At 47.5% G+C, this 14,536-nt stretch carries 16 protein-coding genes; 11 read left to right on the plus strand and 5 right to left on the minus strand.

Going from position 1 to position 14,536, the window contains the following annotated elements:
* Positions 1-3 precede the first annotated feature (3 nt).
* The 10 genes from rlmB (at position 4) to Q335_RS0100985 (ending at position 8,611) form a co-directional block, all read left to right on the plus strand.
* Positions 4-747, plus strand: coding sequence for a 23S rRNA (guanosine(2251)-2'-O)-methyltransferase RlmB (gene rlmB / locus Q335_RS0100940; RefSeq protein ID WP_028357019.1), 744 nt, complete (start codon positions 4-6; stop codon positions 745-747).
* 3 nt (positions 748-750) lie between these two features.
* The gene (locus Q335_RS0100945) at positions 751-1,989 is read left to right on the plus strand and encodes a cystathionine gamma-synthase family protein (protein ID WP_028357020.1); all 1,239 of its coding nucleotides are present in this window, start codon (positions 751-753) and stop codon (positions 1,987-1,989) included.
* 184 nt (positions 1,990-2,173) lie between these two features.
* Entirely contained in the window at positions 2,174-2,512 is a 339-nt protein-coding gene (locus Q335_RS08830) for an HU family DNA-binding protein (RefSeq protein ID WP_051532196.1), read from the plus strand.
* Positions 2,513-2,625: 113 nt separating this feature from the next.
* A complete protein-coding gene (locus Q335_RS0100955) occupies positions 2,626-3,441 on the plus strand; it encodes a carbon-nitrogen hydrolase family protein (protein ID WP_038369128.1) in 816 nt (271 codons plus the stop codon).
* An 80-nt stretch (positions 3,442-3,521) separates the two neighbouring features.
* Positions 3,522-4,586, plus strand: coding sequence for a class II fructose-bisphosphate aldolase (fba, locus tag Q335_RS0100960; protein ID WP_028357022.1), 1,065 nt, complete (start codon positions 3,522-3,524; stop codon positions 4,584-4,586).
* Between the two features lie 10 nt (positions 4,587-4,596).
* On the plus strand, positions 4,597-4,746 hold the full coding sequence (locus Q335_RS09935; RefSeq protein WP_051532197.1) for an entericidin A/B family lipoprotein: 150 nt from the start codon (positions 4,597-4,599) through the stop codon (positions 4,744-4,746).
* A 187-nt stretch (positions 4,747-4,933) separates the two neighbouring features.
* Positions 4,934-5,818 (plus strand): phosphoribosylaminoimidazolesuccinocarboxamide synthase, encoded by an 885-nt coding sequence (locus Q335_RS0100970; protein ID WP_038369130.1) that lies wholly within the window; start codon positions 4,934-4,936, stop codon positions 5,816-5,818.
* 12 nt (positions 5,819-5,830) lie between these two features.
* Positions 5,831-6,343: a 5-(carboxyamino)imidazole ribonucleotide mutase gene (purE, locus tag Q335_RS0100975; RefSeq protein ID WP_028357024.1), complete on the plus strand. Its 513-nt coding sequence runs from the start codon at positions 5,831-5,833 to the stop codon at positions 6,341-6,343.
* Positions 6,343-7,575 carry a 5-(carboxyamino)imidazole ribonucleotide synthase gene (locus Q335_RS0100980; RefSeq protein ID WP_084493486.1) on the plus strand — a complete coding sequence of 411 codons (1,233 nt, stop codon included), beginning with the start codon at positions 6,343-6,345 and terminating at the stop codon, positions 7,573-7,575. The genes purE and Q335_RS0100980 overlap by 1 nt, the downstream gene beginning before the upstream one ends.
* A 1-nt stretch (position 7,576) precedes the next feature.
* Positions 7,577-8,611 carry an L-threonylcarbamoyladenylate synthase gene (locus tag Q335_RS0100985; RefSeq protein WP_028357026.1) on the plus strand — a complete coding sequence of 345 codons (1,035 nt, stop codon included), beginning with the start codon at positions 7,577-7,579 and terminating at the stop codon, positions 8,609-8,611.
* Positions 8,612-8,766: 155 nt separating this feature from the next.
* Here Q335_RS0100985 and Q335_RS0100990 read toward each other — a convergent pair whose 3' ends face one another.
* The 5 genes from Q335_RS0100990 to Q335_RS0101010 all read right to left on the minus strand — a co-directional run bounded on the left by Q335_RS0100990 (position 8,767) and on the right by Q335_RS0101010 (position 13,648).
* Positions 8,767-10,383 carry a class I SAM-dependent methyltransferase gene (locus Q335_RS0100990; protein WP_084493487.1) on the minus strand — a complete coding sequence of 539 codons (1,617 nt, stop codon included), beginning with the start codon at positions 10,381-10,383 and terminating at the stop codon, positions 8,767-8,769.
* Between the two features lie 45 nt (positions 10,384-10,428).
* Positions 10,429-11,622: an acyl-CoA dehydrogenase gene (locus Q335_RS0100995; protein WP_028357028.1), complete on the minus strand. Its 1,194-nt coding sequence runs from the start codon at positions 11,620-11,622 to the stop codon at positions 10,429-10,431.
* A 148-nt stretch (positions 11,623-11,770) separates the two neighbouring features.
* Positions 11,771-12,292, minus strand: a complete 522-nt coding sequence (locus Q335_RS0101000; protein WP_028357029.1) for a flavin reductase family protein — start codon at positions 12,290-12,292, stop codon at positions 11,771-11,773.
* A gap of 17 nt (positions 12,293-12,309) precedes the next feature.
* Positions 12,310-12,942: a pyridoxamine 5'-phosphate oxidase gene (pdxH, locus tag Q335_RS0101005; RefSeq protein WP_028357030.1), complete on the minus strand. Its 633-nt coding sequence runs from the start codon at positions 12,940-12,942 to the stop codon at positions 12,310-12,312.
* A 46-nt stretch (positions 12,943-12,988) separates the two neighbouring features.
* The gene (locus Q335_RS0101010; RefSeq protein WP_028357031.1) at positions 12,989-13,648 is read right to left on the minus strand and encodes a gamma-glutamylcyclotransferase; all 660 of its coding nucleotides are present in this window, start codon (positions 13,646-13,648) and stop codon (positions 12,989-12,991) included.
* 72 nt (positions 13,649-13,720) lie between these two features.
* Here Q335_RS0101010 and Q335_RS0101015 point away from each other — a divergent pair, with 72 nt between their 5' ends.
* Positions 13,721-14,527: a tRNA threonylcarbamoyladenosine dehydratase gene (locus Q335_RS0101015; protein ID WP_028357032.1), complete on the plus strand. Its 807-nt coding sequence runs from the start codon at positions 13,721-13,723 to the stop codon at positions 14,525-14,527.
* Positions 14,528-14,536: the final 9 nt, after the last annotated feature.

A 14,536-nucleotide genomic window follows, 5' to 3' on the forward strand; every position in this document is an offset into this window, starting at 1 on the left:
ATTATGAGTGAATCCCAAGTTTTGGCAGGTTTTCATGCTGTCAATGCCCGTGTAAAACATGATCCTGATTCGATTTCAGGCCTTTATTTTGACAAAAGCCGTCATGACAAACGCATGCAGTCTTTGCTAAATAAGGCTGAATTCGCGGGAGTTAAGCTATATGGTGTCGAGGCTCAACGTCTCGACGGTCTTGCTAAAGGTGTCCGTCATCAAGGTGTGGTGGCTCTTGCCAAGGCCTCACCACTGGCGGTGACGGTCGATGAAGTGCTCGATCTCCTTGAAGGCCCTGCATTTTTATTGGTCCTCGATGGTGTCACAGACCCGCATAATCTCGGTGCGTGTTTGCGAACGGCCGATGCCGCGGGTGTGCATGCGGTGATTGCCCCTAAAGATAAAGCCGTGAGTATCAATGCCACAGTGCAGCGTGTCGCCTGTGGCGCGGCCGAAACCGTACCCTATATTATGGTGACCAATTTAGCGCGGACCCTGCGTGCTCTCAAAGAGCGCGATGTCTTATTAGTGGGAACCGACGATCAAGCGTCAGACACTATGTATGCGGCCGATGCCACGGGTTCAATTGCTTGGGTCATGGGTGCCGAAGGCAAGGGCATGCGCCGTTTGACCAAAGAAACGTGCGACGTCTTGGTCAATATTCCCATGCTGGGCTCGGTCGAGAGTCTCAATGTCAGTGTAGCTAGTGCTGTTTGTCTCTATGAAACCGTACGTCAACGTAGTCAAAAAGGATAATAAATGAGTAAATATGGTTTAACCACAACAATTGTGCATCATGAACAACAACAAGCTATCGAGCATAATGCTGTACACAAACCGATTCATGTTTCTTGTCAGTATGCCTTTGCTAATGCGAATGAATTGGTCACTGCCTTTCAAGGCACAGGTGGCTTTACGTATTCACGCCAAGGCACGCCGACTACGAGCGTGCTTGAAGATCTCATCAACACCTTAGAAGAGGGGATTGGTACCATTAGTTTTAGTAGTGGTATGGCGGCCTTAAGTGCTGTTTTTTATAGTTTACTCAGACAGGGTGACCATTTAATTTGTAGTAAATTTATTTTTGGCAATACCAAAAGTTTGCTTACGCAACTCGCTCATCTAGGTGTTGAAATCACCTTTGTCGATCCCTGCAATGCCCAAGAAATCAGCGCCGCTATCCAAGACAATAGCCGTATGCTGTTTACAGAGACGATTGCCAACCCCGGCACGCAAGTGGCGGCCCTCCAAGAAATGGGTCAATTGTGTAAGGCCCATGGTCTAGTGTATGTGATAGATAACACCATGACGACGCCGATGTTGCTCAAGGGTAAAGACGTGCAAGCCGACATTGTGATGCATTCCTTGAGCAAATATATTTGCGGTCATGCCAATGCACTGGGAGGCTCTTTAACAGTCACGGGCTTATATGATTGGAGCCGCTACCCAAATATTTATGATGACTACAAAAAAGGCGATGTCTATCATTGGGGATTGTTGCAATTACGCAAAAAAGGCTTGCGCGATGTCGGGGCTTGCATGTCTTCGGACGCTGCTCATCGGATTCTGATGGGGGCTGAAACCTTTCCTATACGTATGCAACGCTATTGCTCGACGGCGCAACAATTAGCGGAGTTTCTACAAAATCAAGCGGGTATCAATAAGGTGACGTATCCGGCGTTGAGTTCACACCCAGAGCACCAACGCTGCCAAGACCTTTTCGGAGGCAATGGTGGTGCTTTATTGGCCATTGAACTGAGTGACGATGTCGACTGCCTCGCGTTTTTGGATGAGCTCAAACTCGTGGTCTTGGCGACCCATTTGGGAGATAACCGAACTCTGGCCTTGCCAGTGGCGCGCACGATCTATCATGAAATGGGCCCACAAAAACGCGCCGAAATGGGCATTGTCGATGGCTTATTGCGTGTTTCTGTCGGTCTCGAAGACCCTCAAGATCTCATTGATGATTTTGCTAATGCTTTGAAAAAACTAGCTTAAATGTCAAACTGTCACAAAAATCTAACAAAAATCTGTAAAAATCTAATGCAGATAAGGTTTAGTTAAACTGCACCGTATTTTGATTTTGTTTTTGCTTGACAGTCAAAGCGCGGCTGTATGATCATATACTATAAATCCGTATTTCTCTTTAGAATATCAACGTAAACCAATAGGGGTAACCTAAATGAATAAAACTCAGTTAATCGATATCATCGCTAGTAAAACTGATCTCCCAAAATCCAAAGCAGGTGAAGTGTTAGATGTTGTCTTTACAGCGGTCAAGGATTCTCTTGTCAAACATGAAGATGTGACTTTCATTGGATTCGGTACATTTACAGTGGGTGAGCGTGCAGCACGTACAGGCCGTAACCCAGTGACTGGCGAAGAATTAAAAATCCAAGAAGCTTATGTGCCTAAATTCCGCGCCGGTAAAGCCTTAAAAGACGTTGTCAAAGCTAGCAAACCACCAAAATCTAAAGCTAAAGCCAAAAAGAAATCTGCTAGCAAATCCAAAAGTAAATAAACTGAGTTTTTGCGCACCATAAACCTAAAGGATTGATCTGCTCAATCCTTTTTTTGTCACTAAAAAAACGATGTCTGGCGGCTAGCCAGCTCATCAAAGTAGAGGAGAGCCATATGTCGCAAACACTGAAAGTAGCCGTCGGTCAGTTTGCTGCCGTCAACGATATCAATCAAAACAAGCAAGCCATCGAAACGCTTTTTAATCAAGCTGCCAAAGAAGGCGCGGAGTTATTAGTGTTGCCCGAGGCGTCTATGTGTTCCTTCACCTCGGAATTAGCGGTTCTCAAACAAATCGCTCAGCAAGATTCGCCAGCTTTTGTTGAGTTCATTCAACGGCTAACGCAACAGCACCAGATGTACGCCGTGGTCGGCATACTCAGTGAGCACACTGAAGCCCAAGAGTCACGCGTGAGTAACCAATTATGGGTCATGAATAATGAGGGTGAAGTGATTTGTCGCTATAGCAAATTGCATTTATATGACGCCTTTAATTTTAAGGAGTCAGACAAGGTCGCCCCCGGAGAAATTCATGAAGATGGCAGCGAATTAGGATTATTTGCCCTCAAGGATTTCACCATCGGCCTACTCGATTGTTATGATTTGCGCTTTCCCGAATTGAGTCGTCGCTTAGTGCAAGCGGGTGCTGACGTCATTTCTTTGAGTGCGGCCTGGCTTAAGGGCCCCTACAAGGAAATCCACTGGGATATTTTGAGCAAGGCCAGAGCGATTGAAAATACCGCTTATGTCTTGGCAAGTGGTCAAACAGCGCCTAATAATTGTGGTCAGAGTCAAATTATCGATCCTATGGGTAGTGTTTTAGCTGGGGCTGCAGATGAGCCCGGGATTGCCGTCGCAACACTTAGCAAACAACGCTTGCAGTCTGTACGCGAATTGTTACCATGTTTAGCGAATCGCCGTTATCAATCATAGTAGAATAGATATATTTGTACGCATGCACGCAAGCATTTGCGTACAATACCAGTATTTAAATCGATTCAGGAGAAATCTCAATGGCTTTAGTTTCAATGCGTCAATTACTTGACCATGCTGCCGAAAATAACTACGGCATTCCAGCGTTTAATGTCAATAATCTTGAGCAGGTACAAGCCATCATGGAGGCTGCCAAAGAAACTAACAGCCCAGTGATTATGCAAGCTTCAGCCGGTGCGCGCAAATATGCTGGCGAAAAATTCCTGCAACATTTAATTCAAGCGGCGGTAGAGTCTTATCCAGAAATACCTGTCGTGATGCACCAAGACCACGGTCAATCACCAGATGTCTGCAAGGGCGCTATTGACTTGGGCTTTAGTAGTGTGATGATGGACGGTTCCCTAGAGAGCGACGGCAAAACCATTGCTTCTTTTGAATACAATGTAGACGTGACTCGCCGCGTAGTCGAAATGGCTCACAAAGTGGGCGTTAGCGTCGAAGGTGAGTTGGGTTGCTTGGGCTCACTAGAAACCATGAAAGGTGACAAAGAGGACGGTCATGGTGCCGAGGGTACAATGACGCGTGAGCAATTACTTACCGATCCCGAGCAAGCTGCAGAATTTGTGCGCGCTACGCAATTGGATGCCTTGGCTATTGCCGTGGGTACAAGTCATGGGGCCTACAAATTTACCCGCAAACCTACTGGCGATATTTTGTCTGTGCAACGCATCAAAGAAATCCACGCGCGCCTACCGAATACGCATTTAGTTATGCATGGTAGCTCTAGTGTGCCTCAAGAGTTACTGACTGAGTTACGTGAGTTCGGTGGCGATTTCCCAGAAACCTATGGCGTACCTGTCGAAGAATTGCAAGAAGCGATCAAATTTGGCGTTCGTAAGGTCAATATCGATACCGATATTCGTCTAGCGATGACTGGCGCTATCCGTCGTTTCTTACAAGAAAACCCTTCCAAATTCGACCCAAGGGAGTACAATAAAAAAGCCCGTGAAGCCGCTAAGAAATTATGTGCTTCACGCTATGAGGCGTTTGGTGCTGCTGGTCAAGCGAGCAAAATCAAAGCGATCTCACTTGACGAGATGGCCCAGGCATACAGCGCTGGTAAATTAGCGCAACAAGTTAAATAAGGATAAGATTATGTCTCTAAAAAAATTACTCTCAGCGTTCGCTGTTATCGGTCTACTAGCCGTCGCGGGTTGCAATACTATGGAGGGTGTTGGCCACGACATTTCTAAAGGCGGACAAGCCCTGTCAAATAGTGCAGAAAAACACAACCCTTCTCACTAAGCCTAGTCGTCGCTTTAGCTCAACTCTAAAGCGCACTCAACCAAAAGCAGGTACTTTACGGTACCTGCTTTTTTTATGGAAGACGCCTTTGCCCAATGACAACAAAGCCTAGATCTTAAGCCCTTAGCGCCACGTTTAAGTACTTGTTTTCGTGTTAAAATTGCTCTTTTTGTAAAAGGGGTTGGACGTGGCTCAGGACACTTTATTTGAATCCAATATTCAGTCGTTACCATTATTGGGACGCGGCAAGGTGCGCGATATGTATGCTGTTAGCGATGACTTATTACTGGTCGTGGCCACCGATAGACTTTCGGCCTTTGATGTCATCTTAGACGATCCCATCCCTGGTAAGGGACAGGTACTCACTCAGCTCACTGAGTTTTGGCTCAACAAATTGCAGCATGTGATCCCAAACCATTCCACAGACATCCAAGCCGAAGATGTGGTTAAACCCGAAGAGCGGGATCAAGTGCGTGGTCGAGCCGTTGTCGTTAAACGCCTCAAACCAATTTTGGTCGAAGCCGTTGCTCGTGGTTATATTATTGGCGGTGGTTGGCGTGAGTACCAAGAGCGCCAAAGCATTTGTGGGATCGAACTACCAGCAGGGTTACAACAAGCGCAACAATTGCCCGAACCTATTTTTACGCCAGCCGCCAAAGCTGAATTTGGCAAACATGACGAGAATGTGAGCTTTGAGTACGTAGTACAAGCGGTGGGCCAGGATTTAGCAGAGCAAATTCGTCGCACCACTTTAGAACTATATTCACAGGCAGCGCAATTTGCCAAAGACAAAGGCTTAATTATCGCTGATACGAAGTTCGAATTTGGGCTTGATAAAGACGGTCAATTGCACCTCATGGATGAAGTCTTGACTCCAGATTCTTCACGTTACTGGCCCGCCAGCGAATATGCGTTGGGTATCAGCCCACCTTCTTATGATAAGCAATTTGTACGTGACTGGTTAGAGCAACAGGACTGGGACAAGACAGCGCCTGCGCCGCGCTTACCAGAGGATATCATCCAAAAAACCGCCGCTAAATACCAAGAAGCTTATAAATTATTAAGCGCTTAACGAGGGAATACCATGTCAGCATCTATGCCAGCCAAAGTCGCTGTGTTAATGGGTTCAGAGAGTGATTGGCCCATTATGTCAAAAGCCTGCGAAATTCTCGACGAATTTGTCGTGCCTTATGAAGCAGAAGTGATCTCTGCTCATCGCATGCCATTACAGATGGTCGAATTTGGGGCCCAAGCTTGGGATCGTGGCTTTAGGGCGGTTATAGCGGGCGCTGGTGGCGCCGCCCATTTACCCGGTATGTTGGCCGCATTAACCGAGATTCCAGTTTTTGGTGTGCCTGTACCCTCTAAGCATCTACAGGGTGAAGATTCACTTTTGTCGATTGTGCAAATGCCCAAAGGCGTACCCGTAGCGACCTTTGCTATTGGTATAGCAGGGGCGGCCAATGCGGCCTTACATGCTATCGCGAATCTCGCTATGCATGATGAGGGCCTACGCCAAAAACTCATTAACTTCCGTCAGCGTCAAACCGCTAAAGCTCAAGCCATGCGCTTACCACCCTTGAAGGAACCACAGTAATGTCAGTTTCTGCCGTTGCCACTACGCAAACGAGTCACAGCACCTCCTCCTTACCACCAACCCCCACAGATGTGTTTTTGCCACCTCAGTGCTTAGGTATGATGGGGGACGGTCAATTAGGTCGTATGTTCTGTCAGGCCGCGCAAGCCATGGGTTACAAGGTAGCGGTGTTGGGCACCGAAAAAGACGGTCCTGCTGCCCAGATTGCGCAGTATTTCATTCATGCTGACTATGATCAGACGTCAGCCTTGCAACAATTGGCGCAGCTAGCTCCCGTAATCACGACTGAATTCGAGAATGTCCCAGCGCAAAGCCTAAAAACCTTATCCATGAGCAATCGCGTTGCTCCATGTGCCGCTGCCGTGGCGGTGGTGCAAGATCGCATGAGTGAAAAAGCGTTTGTTAATGCCCTCGATATCCCCGTGGCGCCCTATGCCGAAATTCACAGTGTGCAAGAGATAGAGTCCGTTTCAGAAAGCCTATTTCCGGCCATCCTCAAGACGGCCAGAATGGGTTATGACGGCAAGGGTCAAGCCCGCGTTGCGAATGCGACTGAGCTCTTAAAAGCCTTTAAAGACAATCATGAAGTCCCATGTGTTCTCGAAAAAATGCTAGCGCTTAAGCAAGAAGTCTCCGTGGTCTTGGCGCGGGCTCACGATGGCCAGATTGCACATTATCCAATCGCTGTCAATCACCACATCGACGGCATTTTATCGAGCACCTATGTGGCCGAAGATAATGTGGATAGTCAGTTACAAACCCAAGCCTACGAGTATGCCAGCCGTATTGCTGAACAGCTAAACTATGTGGGGGTTTTGTGTGTCGAGTTTTTTGTCTATGGGCAGAACCAGCTTGTCGTCAATGAAATTGCACCTCGTCCGCACAATAGCGGTCATTACACGCTGAATGCCTGCGCCTGTAGCCAATTCGAACAACAAGTGCGGGCGCTGACGGGCTTACCTTTGGGAAGTACACGACTTCTGGCACCAGCCATTATGCTCAATGTCTTAGGTGATAGCTGGTGGCAAGCCGATGGTCGTTATGGTGAACCCGCTTGGCAAGAAGTGCTCGCCATACCAGGTGTTTCTTTACATTTATATGGCAAAGATAAAGCCCATCGTGGTCGCAAAATGGCCCATATTAATATTGTGCACCCCGATCTTAAGGTCCTCAAACAAAATGCCCAAGCGGTGAGTGATATTCTCCACTTAGGTGCCCAAATACCCGCTTAATATGAGTCAACTAGATTCAGCTATTTATCAAGCCGCACAACATCTACTGAATGGTAAATTGGTAGCCATGCCGACAGAAACGGTGGTCGGTTTGGCCGCTGATGCCGAAAACCCGCAAGCCTTGGAACTGATTTACAAGGTAAAGCAACGTCCTATAGGTCACCCTTTAATTGTGCATGTGGCGCCACAGGCGCAATTACCGTATTGGGCGCATTCAATCCCGCTAGTGGCGTATCAACTGATAGAACGATTCTGGCCCGGGCCACTCACCTTGATCCTCAAAAAAACCGCGCATGTGCCGGACATTGTCAGTGGTGGTCAAGATACCGTTGGCTTACGCTGTCCTTCGCACCCGGTAGCACAACAATTATTACGCGCCTTTAGTGAGCTTAAGGCCAACGGCCAAGGCGCGGTAGCAGCGCCTTCTGCGAATCGTTTTGGTCATGTATCGCCGACGAATAGTCAACATGTGCGGCAGGAATTTGCTGCTGAAATACAATCAGGCTTGTTACAAGTGCTTGACGGGGCAGCGGCTGACATCGGCATCGAATCAACCATACTGGATGTTTCACGGATTCAAGAGGGTGAGCAGGCACGCTTACTCCGGCCAGGCCATATTAGCCGCTTGCAATTAGCCGAGGTCTTAGGCTATGAGCCACTGAATCCAAACCAAGCCGCGCCGCGGGTGTCTGGTTCCCTAAAATCACATTACGCGCCGCAAACCCCCTTGCATTGGTTGCCTCAAGTAGAGACCTTGCTGTCTCGTCTCGACGCCGAAATGCCGCCGAACTCACGCGTGGCCGCGTTGGTGTTTGATTCGGCATGGCAGGCTGTGCAGCATGCCGGCTTATCGGTCATAGCGCTTGAATCCGATCCTGAGCGTTTTGCCCAGCAATTGTATGGTCTATTGCGAGCCTTAGACCAACAAGGTTTTCATCATCTCTATATTCAGAAACCACCGCAAACAGCGGCTTGGGAGGCGGTGAATGATCGGCTCAAGCGCGCCGTCGCCGCTTTTGCCTCAACGCCAAGCTAAACGATCGCTTGCCTTTGGCTTTTATTCGCATGGATACGAGACTGTAACGTCTCAATCATTGCGTTCTAGCGAGAGCTGAGAATGGGGCGTCGGGCGGACGTTGAGCACCAAAAAGATCTTGGTATGTACCAAGATCTTTTTTATAGGAGAGATGTTTAGGATTTTTTGCGACGCGTTTTAGTGCGAGGGCGATTGATTAATAAGTTGGCACTGAATAAAAGTTGACAAATATGCTCGACTAATTTTTTGCATTCCTCTTGGATCGTATCCTTATCCGTGACCTTAGTATCATCCTTGTAGGTCATGTTGAGTTTGCCTTTTTCTACTAAATCCACACATTCCTTAATAAGGCTTTGTTGATTGTGTTTGCCATCAAACAGTGGCAGCACCTGCTTAAATACTTGTGAGTTGTAGAATAAATTTTGATGGAAGGGGGAGGTGACCGTACCTGTCTCTTCGAGATAGTTGATAAGTTTTTGGTCAATGCATGGGTAAGCGGGAACTCGAGCAACGCTTTTTTTGAAGGTGGCGGCGCTAGACCAAATGGTGGCTAGGCCATTGACGATGATCATGCGAATCAGATTAAGCACCTTGGCCTCAGAGAAATCTGCAATCTTTTGAGATCGTAGTTGTTTAGTCAAACTCTCATAATCAAAAAACTCAAATCTATGCTGATTTAAGTAATCCAAGATAGCGATATACGCCTCATCTTTAGTGTTGAGGACATATAAATGATTTGCTTGGCTAAAGGTGAAAAGGTCGGGATCTTCTTTGGAGACGCTTTTTTTGAATGGCTTGGCGATATAGAAACTGACTTTCGTGAAATTTTCTAAGGGTAGGGTACGCTGGATATTTTTGGCGTTGTCGGCCTTGATGAGGATAGAGCGTCTAAAGGTACGGTTCGTAATAAAGTCTAGGTATTGTTCAAACGTCACCTGGTCATTGCCACTGACTTTACTCAAGGTCTCAAAAATATCAGCGCCTAAGTGTGATCCAAAATTCGCACAAAATTCCGCATCTGCCAGATAAACCAATTGGTGTTTTTTGGCACGCTCGCTAAATTCATAAAAATAACAAGGTTGATTGTATTTTTCTAGGTATTCGTGAGCGATGTAGGATTTGTTTTTACCCTCTAAAACATTGAGCAAATGCGCGACGTTCTTACTATATAGCGTATTTTTAAGGGTATGTTGGCCAATATATTTGACCATGGCGAGTGCTTGCTCGATTTTTTCGGGACCGTCAGCGCGATGGCGTGTATGAAACAGCATGGCATCGCGGGCAATCTCCAGAGACTTCCAACCAGGATAGGTGTTATAGCTAATATAAACTAAACCCTCTGGCTTGAGTAAATCTTGGCATTTTTGCAGAATGGCGTCTTGCACCTGCGAGTCAACCCAGCTATAGACGCCATGACAGAGAATATAATCAAACTGGCCATGCGAGTCGTCAAGATCAGCAATGCTACCGTGGATAAAGTGTGCTTGCTTCTCTAGGGCTAGTGTTTTGACGTGGGCTTGAGCGCGCTCGATTTGGTTTTTGGAATAATCAATGCCGACAATTTCTAGATTCGGATAGTTATAGGCAAGGGGGAGGATGTTGGCACCATCGGCGCAGCCAATTTCTAGCACCCGCGCTTTTTTGATGTCTGGGGCTTTGAGACTAAACATTTCGGCAATGGCCGCCAACAAGGCTGGATGCGTATGTTCGTGGGAATAAGATGGATAAGGGATCACATCGTAGCTTGATGTTTCGGTGGCTGACATTGTCATAAAAGCCCTCACAAAAAATAAAAGCCGGCACAGGCCGGCTTGGGTTTAATAAAACGCTTGTAGACCCGTTTGGGCACGACCTAATATCAGTGCATGAATATCATGCGTGCCTTCGTAGGTGTTTACAACTTCGAGATTGACGAGATGACGGGCGACGCCAAACTCATCAGATATGCCGTTACCACCTAGCATATCACGAGCTAGGCGAGCAATTTCAAGTGCTTTTCCGGTAGAGTTACGTTTCATGATGGAGGTTATTTCTACGGCCGCCGTGCCTTCATCCTTCATGCGACCCAAGCGTAAACAACCTTGCAAACCGAGCGTGATTTCGGTTTGCATGTCGGCTAGTTTTTTCTGAATTAATTGGTTTTGTGCGAGTGGGCGCCCGAATTGCTTACGATCGATGGTGTATTGACGAGCCGTGTGCCAGCATGCTTCGGCGGCGCCCAAGGCCCCCCAAGCGATACCAAAACGCGCGGAATTTAAGCAAGTGAAGGGACCACGTAAACCAGAGACACCCGGCAGCATTTGGGCTTCGGAGACCTCGACATTGTCCATCACAATTTCGCCAGTAATGGAAGAACGCAAGCCGACTTTACCCTTGATGGCTGGCGCTGAGAGACCAGGCATGTCTTTTTCTAGAATAAAGCCTTTGATTTTGCCATCGTGTTCGCCACCAGTCACGCGTGCCCAAACCACAAACACATGCGCGATTGGCGAATTGGTAATCCACATTTTGTTGCCATTCAGAACATAACCATTATCGGTTTTGCGAGCGCGAGTTTCCATGCCGTTAGGGTCAGAACCGTGATTAGGCTCAGTCAGGCCAAAGCACCCAATCCATTCACCACTGGCAAGTTTGGGGAGGTATTTTTGTTTTTGGTCCTCGGAACCAAAGTCATGGATGGGCACCATCACTAAGGAGGATTGCACACTCATCATGGAACGATAACCTGAATCCACCCGTTCAACCTCGCGAGCCACTAGACCATAGGAGACGTAGTTTAGACCACTGCCACCGTACTGTTCGGGGATCGTAATCCCTAGTAAACCGAGTTCACCCATTTCTTGAAAAATGCTGGGATCAGTTTGTTCGTGCCGGAAGGCTTCGAGGACGCGGCTAGCAAGTTTATCTTGGCAATACGCATTGGCCGCATCACGAATCATACGCTCATCGGCGCTGAGTTGTTGTTCTAATAAGAGGGGATCGTCCCAGTGAAAGCTGACTTTTTCTGCCATTGTTATTCTCCTTTAGGGTCTGTAAGTGCTGCTTTATTGTAGTGAGAGCGCAGCTGTCTTTTGTAAAAACTCTTTAAGTGTACAGTAAATTGCAGCGCTGTACAGCAGCGCATCCTGTAGCACACAATATTGTCCCACAATCGATCAATTATTTACCATAATCGATGTTGGCAGAGGGCGTTAGATCAAAGGTTCCAGCGTGGAAAACTAGTGGCAGCTTACTGGTGTGTTGGCAGGCTAGGACGCGACCGATCAAAATCACGTGATCGCCCGCATCGTGTTGTTGTTGAGTCTGGCATTCGAACCAAGAGGCGCAGTATTCGGGCTTGAGTAAGGGCACTCCTTCACGATTGAGTTTATAGTCGACCAGCTTAAAACGCTCAGCAGGCGCGGCTTTGGCAAAACGTTGTGCTAATTCGATTTGGTCACAAGCCAAAATGTGAATATTGTAGAACTCAGCTTCTTTGAAGGTCCTTATATTGCGTGATTGCAAACGCAAGCACCATGAGACAAGCGGTGGGTTAAGCGAAACAGAATTAAAAGAGCTGATAGTTAACCCCACCGGTTCTTGTTGGTCATTACGGGTGGTAACAATCGCCACACCCGTCGCAAAACGGCCTAGGGCTTGGCGAAACTGGTATTCGTCAAAAGGGGGAGTCGGCTGATTCATAACAATAGCGATTTAGGTTAAGGAGCAAGTCGCGAGATATGCCAGTCCTCTTGGTCTTTGGTGTAAATGAGGCGATCATGTAGACGTGATGGTCGACCCTGCCAGAATTCAAAACGCTCTGGCTGAACACGAAAACCACCCCAGTGAGGTGGACGAGGTACTTCATCACCGAATTTTTGGCGAAAGGCTTGAAGCTGTTGTTCTAAGGCTTCGTGAGTGGTGACATGGCTCTGTGGTGAGGCCCAGGCACCTAATTGCGAGTCGAGCGGGCGAGTCTTGAAGTAAGCGTCTGACTCAGCCTCTGAAATCTTACTGACGGGCCCACTGATACGGACTTGACGTTCTAATTGATACCAGAAAAAAAGCAAACTGGCATAAGGGTGTTGACTGAGTGCTTGGCCCTTGTGCGATTCATAATTTGTAAAAAACACAAACCCCTGGTCATCAAAACTCTTGAGTAAGACAATCCGAGCTTCGGGTTGTTGCTGGGCATTCACCGTCGCCAACGTCATGGCGTTGGCTTCTATGCCACTGACTTGGGTGGCTTCGTGAAACCATGCACTAAATTGTTGAAAAGGATTGGCATCGGCGTCTGCCTCGAGTAGCTCAAACTTATTGTAGCGTTGCCGCATATTGGCTAAGTCAGTCATATCATCCCTAAGACTTCAAATGAATTCATTATAAACGAAGTGATTTTTAGGATGGCTGCAAACGAGCTTTGATTTTATCTGCTAATTGCTTAAGTTTGTCATCTTTAATATTGGCGGCTTCAAGGGCATCAGAAGTTTCTAACACATATTCGCTACATGGACCGCGACTCCCTGAAGTACTTAGCACAATATCGATAGTATCTTCTTCGCTTAGGTTGGGTATAAAAGCATAGTTGTCGGGGTGCGGATCCATCACAAAAGCCAACGCCTGAACCGTGCCTTTGGCCGTTTCGCAAGGCAACCATTTGACGATATAGCTGCTATTAGGAAGCTCTCTTTGCCATAATTTACGCAGCTGCATCAATAGATTATGGTTGCTAAGGCGAAAGACTTTGCCTTGGCATTCCCCCCCTTCGATGAGGCCAAAGACCAAACCTGGATTGTCTGGGGTGCCACGATTGACGGTGGACCACAGGCATAAATCACGGCGATACCCTTGCAGCGTCGCAATATGGGATTCTTCAAAATCAAACTCTGGTCGCCAGATTAATGAACCATAACCAAATACCCAAACATCTTTGAGTTCGTCAAAATGTGCGATGGCTTGTGTAAGAGACTGCTCGCGTTGTTCATCGCTCCAGGCGCTAAATTTATCTTGATTATTTAGCACCCGCTCAATCATGCGTTGCTTGTAGTTACTATCCATAAACTTGTTAAAATTAATCTTTAAAAATAAATAGCTAATTATCCAGTATAGTACAGGACGGAGCCTTTTGACATGCCCGATTATGATTTGACTCGACGTTTTGGCGGCTTACAACGTTTGTATGGTGCCCGTATTAATCAGGATTTAGCGACGAGTACGGTCATGGTCGCGGGCATTGGCGGTGTTGGTTCTTGGGCCGTCGAAGCCTTGGCACGATCCGGTGTTGGCCACTTAATTTTGGTGGATTTAGATCATATCGCAGAGTCAAATATTAACCGCCAGGTCCATGCGCTTAGTAGCACCTTGGGTCAGGCCAAAGTTCAAGCCATGGCCGATCGTCTATTACAAATCAACCCAGAACTCGATATCCGCACCATCGATGATTTTATCGAGCCCGATAATGCCCAGCGTTTGATCACTCAACAGCCACTAGATTTTGTTTTAGATTGTACGGATCAGGCCGAGGCCAAGATCGCGATGTTGCAAGTTTGCCGCCAGACGCGGATCAAGTGCTTAATGTGTGGCGGTGCGGGTGGCAAAACCAATCCGCTGGCCATCCAGTTGTCCGATATGGCCGCTGTCCAAAATGATGCGTTATTGGCCAAAATCCGCCAGCGTCTACGGCGTCAATATGGTTATGCGCGCGGCGCTGATAAGCAGGGGAAAGCACTCAAACGCCCTCCCAAAATGGGGGTTCCATGTATCTGGCTAAACCAAAAAGCCTTACAACCTGATTGGCAACAAGCGCCGCAAGGGCAGAGCGTACAGGGCGCGCCGCAAGGTCTATCGTGCGCAGGCTATGGCTCAATTGTCACGGTGACGGCAAGCATGGGCTTGGCCGCCGCAGCCTATGTGATAGAGCAATTACAAATCAAATAAGGTCTGCGA

Source organism: Brackiella oedipodis DSM 13743 (assembly GCF_000621025.1).
Lineage (GTDB): Bacteria > Pseudomonadota > Gammaproteobacteria > Burkholderiales > Burkholderiaceae_B > Oligella > Oligella oedipodis.